15 protein-coding genes are annotated in these 13,831 nt (G+C 32.9%); 11 read left to right on the top strand and 4 right to left on the bottom strand.

Features of this window, described 5'->3' with window-relative positions; translation table 11 throughout:
* From ispE to ACLGLP_RS03925, 11 genes are read left to right on the top strand one after another with little or no spacing between them, the layout of a single operon-like run.
* The gene (ispE, locus tag ACLGLP_RS03975) at window positions 1-831 is read left to right on the top strand and encodes a 4-(cytidine 5'-diphospho)-2-C-methyl-D-erythritol kinase (protein ID WP_492113637.1); all 831 of its coding nucleotides are present in this window, start codon (window positions 1-3) and stop codon (window positions 829-831) included.
* Window positions 832-852: 21 nt separating this feature from the next.
* Window positions 853-1,800, top strand: a complete 948-nt coding sequence (locus ACLGLP_RS03970) for a ribose-phosphate pyrophosphokinase (RefSeq protein WP_492113636.1) — start codon at window positions 853-855, stop codon at window positions 1,798-1,800.
* A 26-nt stretch (window positions 1,801-1,826) separates the two neighbouring features.
* Window positions 1,827-2,435, top strand: a complete 609-nt coding sequence (locus ACLGLP_RS03965) for a 50S ribosomal protein L25/general stress protein Ctc (RefSeq protein ID WP_492113635.1) — start codon at window positions 1,827-1,829, stop codon at window positions 2,433-2,435.
* 7 nt (window positions 2,436-2,442) lie between these two features.
* Window positions 2,443-3,021, top strand: coding sequence for an aminoacyl-tRNA hydrolase (pth, locus tag ACLGLP_RS03960; protein WP_492113634.1), 579 nt, complete (start codon window positions 2,443-2,445; stop codon window positions 3,019-3,021).
* A complete protein-coding gene (locus ACLGLP_RS03955; RefSeq protein ID WP_492113633.1) occupies window positions 3,008-3,478 on the top strand; it encodes a phosphate-starvation-inducible PsiE family protein in 471 nt (156 codons plus the stop codon). Before pth ends, ACLGLP_RS03955 begins: the two co-directional genes overlap by 14 nt.
* A 1-nt stretch (window position 3,479) precedes the next feature.
* Window positions 3,480-5,027 carry a glutamine-hydrolyzing GMP synthase gene (gene guaA / locus ACLGLP_RS03950; protein WP_492113632.1) on the top strand — a complete coding sequence of 516 codons (1,548 nt, stop codon included), beginning with the start codon at window positions 3,480-3,482 and terminating at the stop codon, window positions 5,025-5,027.
* Entirely contained in the window at window positions 5,018-5,602 is a 585-nt protein-coding gene (locus ACLGLP_RS03945; protein WP_492113631.1) for a hypothetical protein, read from the top strand. The genes guaA and ACLGLP_RS03945 overlap by 10 nt, the downstream gene beginning before the upstream one ends.
* A 24-nt stretch (window positions 5,603-5,626) precedes the next feature.
* Window positions 5,627-6,157 (top strand): YceD family protein, encoded by a 531-nt coding sequence (locus ACLGLP_RS03940; RefSeq protein ID WP_492113630.1) that lies wholly within the window; start codon window positions 5,627-5,629, stop codon window positions 6,155-6,157.
* 18 nt (window positions 6,158-6,175) lie between these two features.
* A complete protein-coding gene (gene rpmF, locus ACLGLP_RS03935; RefSeq protein ID WP_492113629.1) occupies window positions 6,176-6,358 on the top strand; it encodes a 50S ribosomal protein L32 in 183 nt (60 codons plus the stop codon).
* 12 nt (window positions 6,359-6,370) lie between these two features.
* Window positions 6,371-7,378 carry a phosphate acyltransferase PlsX gene (gene plsX / locus ACLGLP_RS03930; RefSeq protein WP_492113628.1) on the top strand — a complete coding sequence of 336 codons (1,008 nt, stop codon included), beginning with the start codon at window positions 6,371-6,373 and terminating at the stop codon, window positions 7,376-7,378.
* Entirely contained in the window at window positions 7,369-8,367 is a 999-nt protein-coding gene (locus ACLGLP_RS03925; protein WP_492113627.1) for a beta-ketoacyl-ACP synthase III, read from the top strand. Before plsX ends, ACLGLP_RS03925 begins: the two co-directional genes overlap by 10 nt.
* Before the next feature lie 54 nt (window positions 8,368-8,421).
* Here ACLGLP_RS03925 and ACLGLP_RS03920 read toward each other — a convergent pair whose 3' ends face one another.
* From ACLGLP_RS03920 to ACLGLP_RS03905, 4 genes are read right to left on the bottom strand one after another with little or no spacing between them, the layout of a single operon-like run.
* Complete coding sequence (locus ACLGLP_RS03920) at window positions 8,422-10,038, bottom strand: flagellar hook protein FlgE (RefSeq protein WP_492113626.1); 1,617 nt, start codon at window positions 10,036-10,038, stop codon at window positions 8,422-8,424.
* Window positions 10,039-10,074: 36 nt separating this feature from the next.
* Complete coding sequence (locus ACLGLP_RS03915) at window positions 10,075-11,478, bottom strand: flagellar hook protein FlgE (RefSeq protein WP_492113625.1); 1,404 nt, start codon at window positions 11,476-11,478, stop codon at window positions 10,075-10,077.
* 3 nt (window positions 11,479-11,481) lie between these two features.
* Window positions 11,482-12,144, bottom strand: a complete 663-nt coding sequence (locus tag ACLGLP_RS03910; RefSeq protein ID WP_492113624.1) for a flagellar hook assembly protein FlgD — start codon at window positions 12,142-12,144, stop codon at window positions 11,482-11,484.
* Between the two features lie 15 nt (window positions 12,145-12,159).
* Window positions 12,160-13,731 carry a flagellar hook-length control protein FliK gene (locus ACLGLP_RS03905; RefSeq protein ID WP_492113623.1) on the bottom strand — a complete coding sequence of 524 codons (1,572 nt, stop codon included), beginning with the start codon at window positions 13,729-13,731 and terminating at the stop codon, window positions 12,160-12,162.
* Between the last annotated feature and the right edge of the window lie 100 nt (window positions 13,732-13,831).

Below are 13,831 nucleotides of genomic sequence, written 5' to 3'. Positions count from 1 at the left end.
ATGAAAAGCTGTTTTCTTCTTTCTCCTGCAAAAATCAATCTCACTCTTCAAGTTTTGAGAAAAAGAGAAGATAATTATCACGAAATATACACTATTTTCCAAAAAGTTGACCTTTTTGACGAAGTTGAAATAAAAAAAGCCCAAAATTTTTCATTAGAGTTTTTTTGTGAGGTCCCTATTCCCTTGGAAAAAAATTTGGTTTACAAAGCTTTTAAGCTATTTAAGGAAACTTTTAATATTAGAGAAAATGTAATTATAAGAGTTAAAAAAACCATTCCTGTTTCCGCAGGACTTGGAGGCGGTAGCAGTAATGCAGCCTCTGTTCTTAGAGGTTTAGCTTATCTCTATGGAATAAACATAGAAAATCTTTATCCTTTAGCAAAAATTCTTGGAGCGGATGTTTCCTTTCTTTTAAGTCCATATCCTTCTGCTATAGGAAAAGGTATAGGGGATGAGCTATCACCTTTCCCAAATTTTTCTGCCTGGTACATAATAATATCTCCTAATTTTCAAATTAGCACTAAATGGGCTTACGAAAATTTAGGATTGACAGAATCAAAAAATCCGGTTTTTTATACTAGAGATATTCCTCCCTGGTATCAGAATCAAGGATTAATTAACGATTTTGAAACATTAGTTTTTAAAAAATATAAAGTATTAGAAAATTATAAAGAAATTTTAAAAAAATTTGGAGCCCTTACCGTAAGTTTAAGCGGAACAGGACCTTCTATTTTTGGTGTATTTGATGGAGAGCCACCGTTTTTTATTTATAAAACTTTGAAATCTCTCTTAGAAAATTGCAAAGTATTTCTCGTTAAAAATTTAGAGTAAACCAAAATTTAGGAGGGATTTATGCCTATAAATCAGTTCAAAGTTTTTTCGGGAACTGCTAATCCAGAGCTTGCTCGAAAAATTTGCAATTATTTAAACATTCCCTTAGGTGAATGCATAATTAAAAGGTTTAGTGATGGAGAAATTTTCGTAGAAATAAAGGAAAATATAAGAGGGGCTGATGTTTTTATTATTCAACCTACTTGTCCACCTGTTAATGAACATTTAATGGAGCTACTTATTATGGTTGATGCTGCTCGTAGAGCTTCTGCAAGAAGAATAACTGCTGTTGTTCCCTATTATGGATACGCAAGACAGGACAGAAAAACTGCTCCCAGAACGCCTATTTCTGCAAAGCTTGTTGCCAATTTAATAGTTACTGCTGGTGCAAGAAGGGTTCTTACTATGGATCTACATGCAGGACAAATCCAAGGATTTTTTGATATTCCTGTAGATCATCTATACGCTCTACCTGTTTTTCTTAAATATATAAAAGAAAATTTTCCGACTGATAAGATCGTTATTGTGTCTCCAGATGCTGGAGGGGTGGAAAGAGCAAGAGAATATGCTAAAAGACTAAATACAGGAATCGCTATAGTTGATAAAAGAAGGGAAAGACCTAATGAAAGTGCCGTAATGAATATTGTGGGTGATGTAAAAGATAAAATAGCTATTATTATAGATGACATGGTAGATACAGCAGGAACAATGTGTCAGGCTGCTGATGCTATAATGGAAAGAGGGGCAATTGAAGTTTACGGAATGGCTACCCATCCAGTATTATCCGGAAATGCAGTGGAAAGGATTAAAAAATCTTCTTTAAAAGCCCTTTTTGTAAGTGATACCATTCCTCTAAAAGATGAGGCAAAAAACCTTGAAAAAATAAAAGTTTTATCTGTAGCTAACCTTTTAGGAGAGGCTATAAGAAGAATTCATACTGATGAATCCATTAGTTCTTTATTTGTTTAAAAAAAATTGACAGGAGGTGAAAGAAAATGAAACAGGTTACCTTAAATGTTATCAAAAGAGAAAAAACAGGAAAGGAAATCTGTAAAAAGTTAAGAAAAGAGGGATTAATCCCTGCTATTGTATACGGACCCCATATTCAGAGTCTACCTATTGCTGTAAAATCTAATGAGCTTGAAAGTATATTAATAAAACATAAAGGGGAAACTATCCTTTTTAATTTGCAATTAACAAATGGAGAACCTTCCAAAATACAGGCTATATTAAAAGAATATCAGACTCATCCTGTAACAGATAAAATTATTCATATTGACTTTTTGGCTATTCACGAAAAAGAAACTATAACCATAGATGTTCCTTTGGAATTTATTGGAAAACCTGTAGGAATTAGTAAGGGTGGTATTTTAGAAATTCTTTTACATGAATTAACAATAGAGTGTCTGCCTTCAAAAATTCCTGATAAGATAACCGTTGATATAAGTCATCTTGATATTGGAGATGTCTTGCATGTAAAGGATATTAAAGTTCCTGAAGGAATAAGAGTGTTAGATGATCCTGAGGAAACTGTGGTTACCATCCTAACAGAAGAAAAAGAAGAAGGAGCAGAGGGAGAAACTCCTGAAAAACCAACAGAATAAAATTTGAATGTGGCTTTTTTGTGGACTTGGGAATCCTGGCGAAAAATATAGAGATACCAGACATAACTTTGGTTTTTTAGTAATAGATACCTTTGCAAAGAAGCATAACTTAAGATTCAAGTTTTACAAAGATTTAGAAAGTGAAGCAGCCTTTTACAAAGACAAAGCTATTTTAATAAAGCCACAAACCTATATGAATTTATCTGGAAGAGCTGTTAAAAAATGGATAATAAAAGAAAATATTACCCCTGCAAACTTACTTGTAATTTATGACGATTTAGATCTGCCTCTTGGGAAAATTAAAATACTTCCTAAGGGAGGGGCAGGGGGGCATAAAGGAATATTTTCTATAATTGAATATCTTGGAACTTCAGACTTCCCAAGGATGAAGTTAGGAATAGGTAAACCCATGAATTCTTCAGTAGTAGAATATGTGCTCTCTCCCTTTTTAGAAGAGGAAAAGCCTATAGTAATGAAAATCTTAGAACTTTCCTCCTCTGCCCTTGAAGACATTTTAAATATAGGACTTTTAAAAACCATGACCAAATATAATTCCTTAAAAGGAGTTTTAGATGCAAAACCATAAAGAATCTAAAAAATGGCATATATTTGGAAAATTATTTCTTATGAAGTCTGAAGAAATAGGGTATTTCATAATTTCTATAGGTTTATTACTTGGTTTTGTGCTTATAATTTTTGATGCCTTTAAAACTTTATTTAGTCTTCTTTCCTATGAAAACTTTACCCAGGGTGCAATTGTTATTCTTGATAAATTTTTAATTGCTCTTATTTTTTTGGAAATATTTTATACAGTTGAAGTGGCTCTATTGGAAGAAAGTGCAATAAAATGTGTAGAACCTTTTCTTTTAGTAGGCATTACAGCTCTTATAAGAAGGCTACTTATTTTGAGCTTTGAAATCTCTCACCCAAAAGAGTTTTTTATAGAAAAAATTAAATATTCTCTTTTAGAGCTTGCAGAAGTTGGATTTTTAATATTGGCTTTACTTGGGGGATTGATTATACTAAGGAAATTTAGAAGATAAAATGAATTTAAAGAATAAAATTTTGGTCCTTGATTTTGGTTCTCAAACTACTCAACTTATTGCCAGAAGAATAAGGGAACTCGGAGTTTATAGTGAGATAAAGCCCTGCTTTGTAAATTTAGACGAAATAAAAAGATTTTCCCCCTCCGGTATTATTCTCTCGGGTGGTCCAAGTAGTGTCTATGATAAAAATGCTCCGCTCATTGATAAAGAGATTTTTAATCTTGGAATACCTGTTTTAGGGATCTGCTATGGTGCTCAGCTTATAACCCATCTTTTCGGAGGAAAAGTTGAAAAAAGCGAAAAAAGAGAGTTTGGGTTAGCTTACATAGAGATTTTAAAAACAGACAAACTTTTCAAAGGGCTCAGAAAAAATAAAAAGTATAAAGTTTGGATGAGCCACAGTGATAGGATTGAAAAACTTCCTGAAAATTTTTATACACTTGCAAGAACTGAAAATTCCCCCTTTGCAAGTATAGCTCATAAAGATAAACCTTTTTATGGTGTGCAATTTCATCCAGAGGTTGTGCATACTGAGATAGGTATGAAACTTTTAAGTAATTTTGTTTTTGAAATCTGCAAATGCAAAGCTGAATGGAGTATGCCTTCATTTATTGAAGAAACCGTAAAAGAAATTGCAGAGACGGTTAAAAAAGATGAAAAAGTCATTTGTGCTCTTTCAGGAGGTATAGATTCTACTGTTACCGCTATCCTTGTTCATAAAGCTATAGGGGATAGACTTATTCCTATTTTCGTAAATACTGGTCTTCTAAGAAAAAATGAGCCAGAAGAAGTTCTAAGTTTAATGAAAGATTTGGGATTGAATGTTCATTATGTTAATGCCTCTTCTATTTTTTTATCCCGTTTAAAGGGTGTCAAAGACCCAGAAGAAAAAAGAAAAATCATTGGAGAAACCTTTATAGAAGTTTTTGAAAAGGAAGCACAAAAGTTTGAAAATGTTAAATATCTTGCTCAAGGAACTCTTTATCCTGATGTTATTGAAAGTATTTCTTTTAGAGGTCCTTCAGCTACAATTAAAACCCATCACAATGTGGGTGGATTGCCTGAAAAAATGAACTTAAAGCTTATAGAACCCCTAAGAGAGCTTTTTAAAGATGAGGTAAGAAAGATCGCAGAGGTTTTAGGTCTTCCTAAGCATATAATCTGGAGACAACCTTTTCCAGGTCCTGGATTGGCTATAAGAATTATTGGAGAAGTTGACGAAGAAAAACTCAACATTTTAAGAGAAGCCGATTTTATCGTAACAGAAGAAATGCTCAAATCTGGATGGTATTACAAAGTTTGGCAAAGCTTTGCTGTCCTTCTCCCCGTTAAAACAGTTGGTGTTATGGGAGATTACAGAACCTATGAATATGTAATTGCTATAAGATGTGTTGAAAGTCAGGATGCAATGACCGCAGATTGGGTAAAACTACCTTACGAAATTCTTGAAAGACTCTCAAACAGAATAATAAATGAAGTAAAGGGTGTAAATAGAGTCGTATATGACATTTCATCAAAACCTCCTGCAACTATTGAATGGGAATAAATCTATATAGAAAACTTTTTCATATCTTCTGGGGACTTTTTCTTTATTTTTTAAGCTCTTACCTCTCTTTTTTACACTTTACTATTTTTTTAATTCTTTTATTTTTTCTTTTAACCCTTTTTGAAATTTTTCGTCTTTATAAGCCCTATTTCCTTCCTTTAAAATCTATTTGGCAACCCCTTTTAAAGAAGGAAGAAAAGGATAGATTAAACGATGCGTGGTTTTTTCTGGCAGGTATAATTATAAGTTGGTTTTTCTTAGATCTTAAAAATTTTCAGACTATTGTTTTAATTTTAGCTCTTTCAGATCCCTTTGCTTCAATAATTGGGCATTCTTTAGGAAGGAGAAAACTTAAAAATAACAAAACTTTGGAAGGAAGTTTAACCTTTTTTACCCTTTCTCTCATAATTACTTATTTTCAAGTAGAAAATTTTTCTTTTTCTGTGGTTTTGTTTTGTCTAATTCTTACTCTTACCGAGGTTTTTACTAAAAGAGATAATTTCTGGATACCTGTAATAGGAAGTGTTTATTTAAAAATTTTATTTGACAAAATCTTTTTTGGAGTTATTTTTTAACAAATTTATAGGGAGTTAAAAGTTATGAATGATCTTAAAAATTGGGGAATTTTTTTAGAAGAAATTCCTCCAGAGGGAATTAAAGTTGAATTTGATAATGTTTCTGATCTGGGAAATGAACTTAATATAAAAGTACCCTTTTCTGGCTACTTTAAATTGAAAAAATTAGGAATTGAGGTAAAATTAGAGGGCTTTTTAAAAGGTGTAGTAATTCTTGAATGTGATAGATGCTTAACCTCTTATGAATTTCCTATTGAACATACCTTTAAAATAGATATTTTACCCCTTGCTTCGCTTAATTTAGAAGAGGAAAAAGAGCTTTCTGAGGAGGAGATGGAAGTTAGCTTTTATGAAAACTCTTGGATCTCTTTTTATGAACTTTTAAAGGAGGAAATATTTTTGAGCCTACCTTATAAAAAACTCTGCAAACCTGATTGTAAGGGGCTTTGTCCTATTTGTGGAACAAATTTGAACGAAAAATTATGTCAATGCAAGGTTTATAAAAAGGATAGTCCTTTTGCAGTTTTAAAAGAACTTTTTTCTGGAAAAACTTAAAAAGGAGGGCTATTTACCATGGCTGTTCCAAAAAGAAAAACTTCCAGATCAAGAAGAGGAAAAAGAAGGGCTCATCAGCATTTAACAGCTCCGTCTTTATCTATATGTCCAAAATGTAAATCACCCAAAATGCCACATAGAGTTTGTCCTAACTGCGGATATTACAAGGGAAAGGTCTTTTTAGAAAAGGAAGAAATCTAAATTTAATCAAAAATGTATAGAGTCGTATTAGATGTAATGGGGGGTGATTTAGCTCCCTCATCTACTCTAAAAGGAGCTGAACTTGCTCTTCAAAAGTTTCCGGATCTTTATCTTTATCTTGTAGGAACTGAATCTATTTTAAAAGATTGGGAAGGAAAAGAAAGAGTTTCTCTGGTGTATACTGAAAAAGTTGTAGAAATGGATGAAAGCCCAAAGGATGCTTTAAAGAAAAAGAAAGATGCTTCAATCTTTAAGGGGCTTGAACTTTTAAAAAGTGGAGAAGCGGAGGCTTTTGTTTCAGCCGGGAATTCCGGAGCGGTAGTTGCAGGTGCTATTTTTATTCTTGGAAGAATTGAAGGAGTGAGACGCCCAGCTATAGCTACTTTACTTCCCACTCTAAAAGATCCCTTTGTTCTTATTGATTCAGGTGCCAATGTTGATTCCAAACCTTTTGATTTGTTTCAATTTGGAGTTATGGGAAGTATTTTTATTGAAAAAATCTGGAAAAGAAAAAACCCTAAGGTAGCTCTTCTCTCTATAGGAGAAGAAATTGGTAAAGGAAATATCTTAGTAAAAAAAACCCATCAGCTTTTCACCAACTCTAATCTCAACTATGTGGGAAATATTGAAAGTAGAGACATTTTTAAAGGTGAGGTAGATGTAGTGGTATGCGATGGTTTCATTGGGAACATTTGCCTTAAACTCTCTGAAGGCTTAGCAGAAGTGATTTTAGAAATGCTAAAAAATGAGATAAAAACTTCTTTTGTTTATCTTCTTGGAATGAAACTTGCCGAGGGAGCAATCAGGAATTTTAAAAAAAAGGCTGACTGGAGGGAACACGGAGGTGCCCCCCTTCTAGGAGTTAAAGGAAATGTTATAATAGCTCACGGAAGATCAGATGCGATAGCTATTAAAAATGCTATAAAAGTAGCTATTAACTCCATAAAGTTTAACTTAGTTAAGCAACTTGAAAATGCTATTACAGAAACCCTGGATTTAGAGGAGAAACAATGGGCTTAAATTCTATAAGATCTGCCATACTTGGAATAGGAATGGCTGTTCCTTCCAAAGTTCTTACTAATTTTGATCTGGAAAAGATGGTTGATACCTCTGATGAGTGGATAACAGAAAGAACAGGCATTAAAGAAAGAAGAATTTTAGAAGATGGAGAAAACATAAGTAAATATGCAATAAAGGCATGCCTTGAGGCATTAGAAAAAGCAAAGATTTCATCAGAAGAAATAAATCTTATTATATGTGCTACCGTTACCCCTGATTATCTTATACCTTCTTTGGCAGTTTTGGTTCAAGAAGGAATTAAAGCTTTCAATGCTGGGGCTTTTGATCTTTCTGCCACCTGTTCTGGCTTTATATATGGATTAGCAGTAGCAGATCAGTTTATTAAAAACAATCCTGATTGGAAAATTCTTGTTGTAGGAGCTGAAGCTTTATCCAGAAAAACGAATTGGAAAGATAGAACTATCTGTGTGCTTCTTGGAGATGGAGCTGGAGCAGTAGTAGTAGGAAAAAGTTCAAATCCTGAAAAAAGTGGCATTATAGATTTTATCCTTGGTGCTGATGGTTCTCAATGGTCTCTTCTTACTTTAAAAGGAGGAGGATCTTGTTATCCTCCTTTTGATAAGAGGCTTCCTGAAGATGAGTATTACATCAAAATGCAGGGAAGAGAAGTTTTTAAAGTAGCTACAAGAATGATGGAAAAGATTTCTCTTGAAATTCTTCAAAGAAATGGTTTGACTGCTAAGGACATAAACCTTCTTGTTCCTCACCAAGCAAACTTAAGAATTATAGAATACTTAAGAGAAAGGCTTGGACTTCCGAAAGAAAAAGTATATGTAAATATTCATAAATATGGAAATACTTCAGCAGCAAGTATACCTTTGGCTCTTTACGAAGCAGAAAAAGAAGGAAAGCTTAAAAAAGGAGACCTTGTTTTACTGGTGGCTTTTGGAGGAGGTTTTACCTTTGGGGCTACCCTATTAAAATGGTAATCTACCACTTCCGAAGTGGTAGAAATCTACCACTTCGAAAGTGGTAGGAAGTTATTATCTCTTGAGGTTGATTAATTCTTCAAGCATGCTGTCTGAAACGGTAATAATTCTTGCATCTGCCTGAAATCCCCTCTGGAAGATAATCATCTTAACAAACTGCTCTCCAAGATCAACATTAGATTGTTCTATACTATTTGGTGCAATTGTTCCAAGTCCATTTGTTCCTGGTTTCCCAGTAACAGGAGGTCCTGAATGAGTGGTTTCTTTAAATAAATTACCACCAACTTTCTGTAACCTTTCTGGTGCATTAAAATTGGCAAGCGCAACCATCCAGAGAGGAATAACCCTTCCATTGGAATAATAACCAGTAATTCTTCCTTCATTATCGGCAGCAATACTTTCCAAAGTTCCTGGACCGTATCCATTTTGATCATAAAATAGGGTTGCAAAGGGAGCTGAATACTGGGTAGTTCTTACTGTCTCTGAACGCCAAGAAGAACCATCCCAATAATAGCCAAAATTAAGTTCTATAGGCTGTAAGTTCTGAGTTGCTGAAGGATCTTCTGTTCCCCCTGAATCGGCAACTTTTATACCTAAGAAATCTGCTATTAATATAGGATAACCATTGGCACCAAGTGCACCAATAGTTGTGGTAAAAGGAGGTGAAGTAGCAAAGGCATCGTTAGGAACCTGAGGAACTCCACTATCATTAACTATTCTAACTAATTGATATTGATTATTATTAGCATCCCATCCATATCTGTAAACATCTAAAAAGTTTTTCACATTTCCCTGAGTATCAAATTCAAGAAGCCCATACATTAAAACTCCTTTTTTATCCCCAAGATCACTCCCATCTGCATTTCTTCTCATATCCTCATTGGGATTACAGGTAACCAAAAATTCATATACCGGTGTGGTAGTCCCATCAGCCTTAACCAATTTTGCAGCTTTATAATAAATAGTTATCTCATGAGGCGTTCCAAGAGAATCATATATATTAAGAGAAGTTCTGTAATCATAATCTGTAGTGGCAAGAGGAGTGGATAAAGTAGCATTCCACTTAGAATAAAGGGTAACTCCATTGTTATCTGTAATGGAATTATCTCCAAAAATAGCATTGTTATTGTTATCTATGGTCACATTTCTTTCAACCTCAGCATTTAAGTTTGTAATTACCTCAACGAGACTTGTTTTGACAGGGGGTGAACTTCTGTCAATTCTGATATCTGTGATAGCACCTGTAATGTCTCCTGTATTTTCATCTATTCTCCAACCTTGAACTCTTAGTCCTGCTGCATTAACAAGGTATCCGTTTTTGTCAATCATAAACTGTCCATCTCTCGTATAATATACATTACCTGTTGCTCTTGGATCTGCTACTATAAAAAATCCATTTCCTGCAATGGCAAGGTCTGTAGGATTTGCTGTTGATTCAAAAGATCCCTGAGTAAATATGGGATAAATAGCCTGAATTGTTGAACCTCTTCCAAGTTGACCAGATCCTGCAGCAGTGTTTATATTCTGAGCCATTATGTCACTAAAGGAAATTCTCGAACCCTTGAAAGCTGTGGTATTGAGATTGGCTACATTATCTCCTATAACACTCATGCCATGCCCAAGTGCTCTTAAACCACTTGTTCCTGCAAATAAGGCATCGGTTAAACCCATTTTTTATTCACCCCCTTTTTTATTTATCGGCTATTTTTATGTTTTATTAAAAAAATATTCCAAGGTTTGATCTGCTGTAACAATAACTCTTATATTGCTTTGGAAAGCCCTTTGTAAAACAATCAAATTGACAAATTCCGTTGCTAAATCTACATTTGATTCTTCTAAAGCTCCAGAAATAAGCCTTCCTCTTTCATAAAGTCCCGGAGCAAATATAAATGGCTTTATTCCTTCTCTTGCCTGAAAAAGATTTGATCCAATTTTTGCTAATGAATCTTCATATCCCGTAAAATCAGCAAGAAATATCTTGGAAACCTCTATATTTTGCCCATTAGTATACCAGGCTCTTATAAGTCCTTCTTCGGTAATTACTTCAATTTTGTCAAATATGCCTTGAGAATACCCATTTTGATTGTAATAGAGCTGAACAAAGGGATTTGCCATAAGTTTACTTGCATAAGAAGTTCTTGTGATGCTTCCATCTGCCTCAACCTGAAATCCAAAATCTAAGGTTATGGTTTGAGTATTCCCCTTAACATTTAAAGTAAATTGAGGCTTCCCAAGGGTTTTTAAATCCATAGGAAATTGCGTGTTAGGATCAAAAGATGAGGGATTGGTAATTTCCCAAAATTTTGCATCGGTAATATCTCCATTTCCTCCAAAAGTTAAAATTCCGTAAAGAAAAGCTCCCTGAAATTTGCCAGCTCCCCTTCCATCAAGTGAAGGATCATCAAGAGCAACAAGAAGTTCATATTGATTAGGATCACTCGTTCTATCTATGTAAAGCTGAAGATTCCTTTTTTCTCCTAAACTATCATAAATAGGTAAATTCCACACAAATTCATATTTGCCATCTTCAAGAACTTTTTCTCTTGTTGCGTCATAATTTTGCCAAAGAGGATCATCTACGACTTCTGCAGGTTTTCTACTGTCAAATATTGCTTGAATATTTATTTCACTTGTAGCTTTAGGAGGCATTATTTTAGGAATTAAATAGGGTTTTAAAGAAGTTAAATCTGCAGTTGTTGCTTCTGGTTCAGCTCCAAGGAGGTAAAGTCCAAGACTATTTTGAAGGGCAAAATGATTTTCGTCAACCTCATTTACAAAAAATTGCCCATCTCTTGTGTAAAAAATGTTGCCATTTTTATCTGATACTATAAAGAATCCTTTGCCTGAAATAGCAAGATCTGTAGGAACATCAGTTGTTACAATTCCTCCTTGAGTATATAAAGTTCTTATGTCCTTTACTCTACTCCCCAACCCTTTTTCCCTAACAAAAGCCTCCTGAGTTGCTGTAATTACTTCATTGGCGAACTCCCATCTACTTTCTTTAAAACCAGTGGTGTTAAGATTAGCAATATTATCAGCAACTACCTTCATACCTACGGTGTTTGTACAAACACCACTATAACAGGTGTAAATTGTTCCAAATATTCCCATTTTTTACTCCCCTACCAATTCTTTTATATCCTTTAAATCTATAGGATAATTTTCATCAATTACTATTTGAGGTTTTTCTCCAAGCTTAGCCCCTGTTACCTTAGCAATCATGGTGGGAGTAATACTTTTAGTTGTGTTCTCGTAGGGAATAATTATAGAAAATACATAATTACCATCAGGAACTTTATTCCCATTTTTATCTGTGGCATCCCAATCAATTTTGTGAGTTCCTGCTTGAAGCCCATTTAATTTTATGTTATCAATCAAATTGCCTTTACTATCTTTTATTACAATTTCTAAATAATTTACAGGTTCATCTAAACTAAATTCTCCTCCCAAAAACTCTCCATTTTCAACTCTACCTATATTAGTTTCAACTTTAATTTTTTTACCAACAAGATTGGAAATATAAGCTAACTCCAAAGATTTAGCCATATCAACCAGGGTATTAAGTGTTTCATTAATTTTAAAAAGCTGATCTACCTGATTAAATAGGGCAAGCTGTATAGCCATTTCATTATTTTCTATAGGATTCATAGGATCCTGATACTGGAGCTGAGTTATAAAGAGCTGAATAAAATCTTGCATATCAAGGACCTTTTTTGGAGTTCTATTTGTTGAAATACTTGGAGTATTTACATTTATGTTGCTAATCTGAGACGCCATTTTCTAAAACCTCCTTTAAACAATGTAATAGTATTTACCATTCGTATTATAAACTTTAATAGTGTCTTTTTCTTTCGTATTTTTACTTACCTCTTCTATTTCTTGTATTTCCTTCTTATAAGAGGGGCTTCCTTCTCTTTCAAAATTTTTGGTAAAAGCTTTATTTTCCAATCCAGAACCCAAAAATAACTGAAACTCTTTAAGATTGAGACCCAGCTCTTCCAAACTTGCTTTTATGTTATGCAGATTATTTTTTATATCCTGTAATACTTCAGGTTTTTCAACCCTCACAATTATCTCTATATCCTTATTTTTTGTTTTTATCTCAAGATTAAGAAAACCCATATCTGGTGGTTCAAGTTTTATAAACGCCCTTTTTTCTCCTTCTGGCTGAATCTCAAAACTCATACTTTTTATTATCTCAAGAAACTCATCCGGAAATTTGTAAAAATTAACAACCTTAACATTCTCCGATTTAATTACATCTTTTATTCCCAAGTCTCCCTTTGTAAAGCTATCATCAAAAAATCTGTTAATAAAATAAGTTTCTACCTCTACCTTTTTATTTAACACTCTATTTAATGCATCGTAAAAACCAAATTCTTTACTAACTTCTCCTTTATTTTTAATCAACAATTTTTCATTCTCTAAAGTGCTATCGTTCGTATGAGCTTTTTTAAACAGAAAAATATCTTCGTTCAGTTCTTTTACCCCGTTTTTATTGTTATTATTTTTAACTTCTAACCTTTCGCCTTTTCCACTCTGATTTTCATTTTCTGAATTAAAAACACTTATATAGGTTTGTAAACTCTCCTTGTCTAAATGTTTATCTAAATGAAAAGGATTTTCAGAATTTTGTTTATTTTGAATCTCATCTTTTACAGCGATTAAATTTTTTATATGGACAAATGACTCATTGATTTTCTGCAAATCTCCATCTTTCGCTAAATTTGTTACATTTTTATCATCTTCTCCAGATCGGAAAGAAACATTTTTAAAATCTGAAAAATTATTTGAAAGTTGTAAAACCTTCCCTTTTATAGCTGAAATGTCAATCTCTTTAAACTCTGGCAAAGATTTTTTCAAAATATTTTCAAAAATTTGATTTAATTGAGGAAAATTAATCTCTTTTGCATTATTTATTTGGGAAATTATTTCCTCAATAAAGGAAAATTTTTCTTTATTATAAATTCCTAAGTTCTCATTATTTCCCTCTGAAATTTCAGAAAAAATGTTTTTCTGATAGTTATAACTCCCAGATTCAGCTAAATTTTCTATACTGAATAATTCTAAATTATTATTATCTAATACATAAGCTAAAAGTGAGTTTATTTGATCTAATTTTTCTTGACCTAAATTTCTTAAAAGAACATTCTTGTTAATTTCTTTATCTTTTCTAAGAAAGTTTGTTTCAAAATTTTGAATTACATCAGGATTTTTGCCTAAACTGTTGTCTAAATTGTTATCTATTAAACTTAAAAAAATTAGCTGAAACCAATCAGATATTTCAACATTTTTATTGTTATCAAAAAGGGAAACAAACTCTTTTGTTTTTGGATTAAGATAACCTGTTAATACTTTAATCATCCTGTTTTCCTAAAAACTCATTTTTTTGTTTTTTTAAAATAGCAAGATGTATGCCAAAGTTAAAATGAGATTTTTTAAGGAATTAGAGGAGGGTTTTGAT

The organism is Caldimicrobium sp. SLHALR3 (assembly GCF_058692735.1).
The sequence above is the reverse complement of the archived record's forward strand: the minus strand, read 5'-3'. Positions and strand labels throughout refer to the sequence as shown.

Bases quoted from the DNA above. Each gene is read 5' to 3' on its own strand.
- ACLGLP_RS03940 (WP_492113630.1), top strand. From the start codon at position 5,627: ATGAATGATCTTAAAAATTGGGGAATTTTTTTAGAAGAAATTCCTCCA.
- ACLGLP_RS03965 (WP_492113635.1), top strand. From the start codon at position 1,827: ATGAAACAGGTTACCTTAAATGTTATCAAAAGAGAAAAAACAGGAAAG.
- plsX (WP_492113628.1), top strand. From the start codon at position 6,371: ATGTATAGAGTCGTATTAGATGTAATGGGGGGTGATTTAGCTCCCTCA.
- ACLGLP_RS03915 (WP_492113625.1), bottom strand. From the start codon at position 11,478: ATGGGAATATTTGGAACAATTTACACCTGTTATAGTGGTGTTTGTACA.
- ACLGLP_RS03955 (WP_492113633.1), top strand. From the start codon at position 3,008: ATGCAAAACCATAAAGAATCTAAAAAATGGCATATATTTGGAAAATTA.
- ACLGLP_RS03970 (WP_492113636.1), top strand. From the start codon at position 853: ATGCCTATAAATCAGTTCAAAGTTTTTTCGGGAACTGCTAATCCAGAG.
- rpmF (WP_492113629.1), top strand. From the start codon at position 6,176: ATGGCTGTTCCAAAAAGAAAAACTTCCAGATCAAGAAGAGGAAAAAGA.
- ispE (WP_492113637.1), top strand. From the start codon at position 1: ATGAAAAGCTGTTTTCTTCTTTCTCCTGCAAAAATCAATCTCACTCTT.
- ACLGLP_RS03945 (WP_492113631.1), top strand. From the start codon at position 5,018: ATGGGAATAAATCTATATAGAAAACTTTTTCATATCTTCTGGGGACTT.
- ACLGLP_RS03920 (WP_492113626.1), bottom strand. From the start codon at position 10,038: ATGGGTTTAACCGATGCCTTATTTGCAGGAACAAGTGGTTTAAGAGCA.
- guaA (WP_492113632.1), top strand. From the start codon at position 3,480: ATGAATTTAAAGAATAAAATTTTGGTCCTTGATTTTGGTTCTCAAACT.
- ACLGLP_RS03905 (WP_492113623.1), bottom strand. From the start codon at position 13,731: ATGATTAAAGTATTAACAGGTTATCTTAATCCAAAAACAAAAGAGTTT.
- ACLGLP_RS03910 (WP_492113624.1), bottom strand. From the start codon at position 12,144: ATGGCGTCTCAGATTAGCAACATAAATGTAAATACTCCAAGTATTTCA.
- pth (WP_492113634.1), top strand. From the start codon at position 2,443: ATGTGGCTTTTTTGTGGACTTGGGAATCCTGGCGAAAAATATAGAGAT.
- ACLGLP_RS03925 (WP_492113627.1), top strand. From the start codon at position 7,369: ATGGGCTTAAATTCTATAAGATCTGCCATACTTGGAATAGGAATGGCT.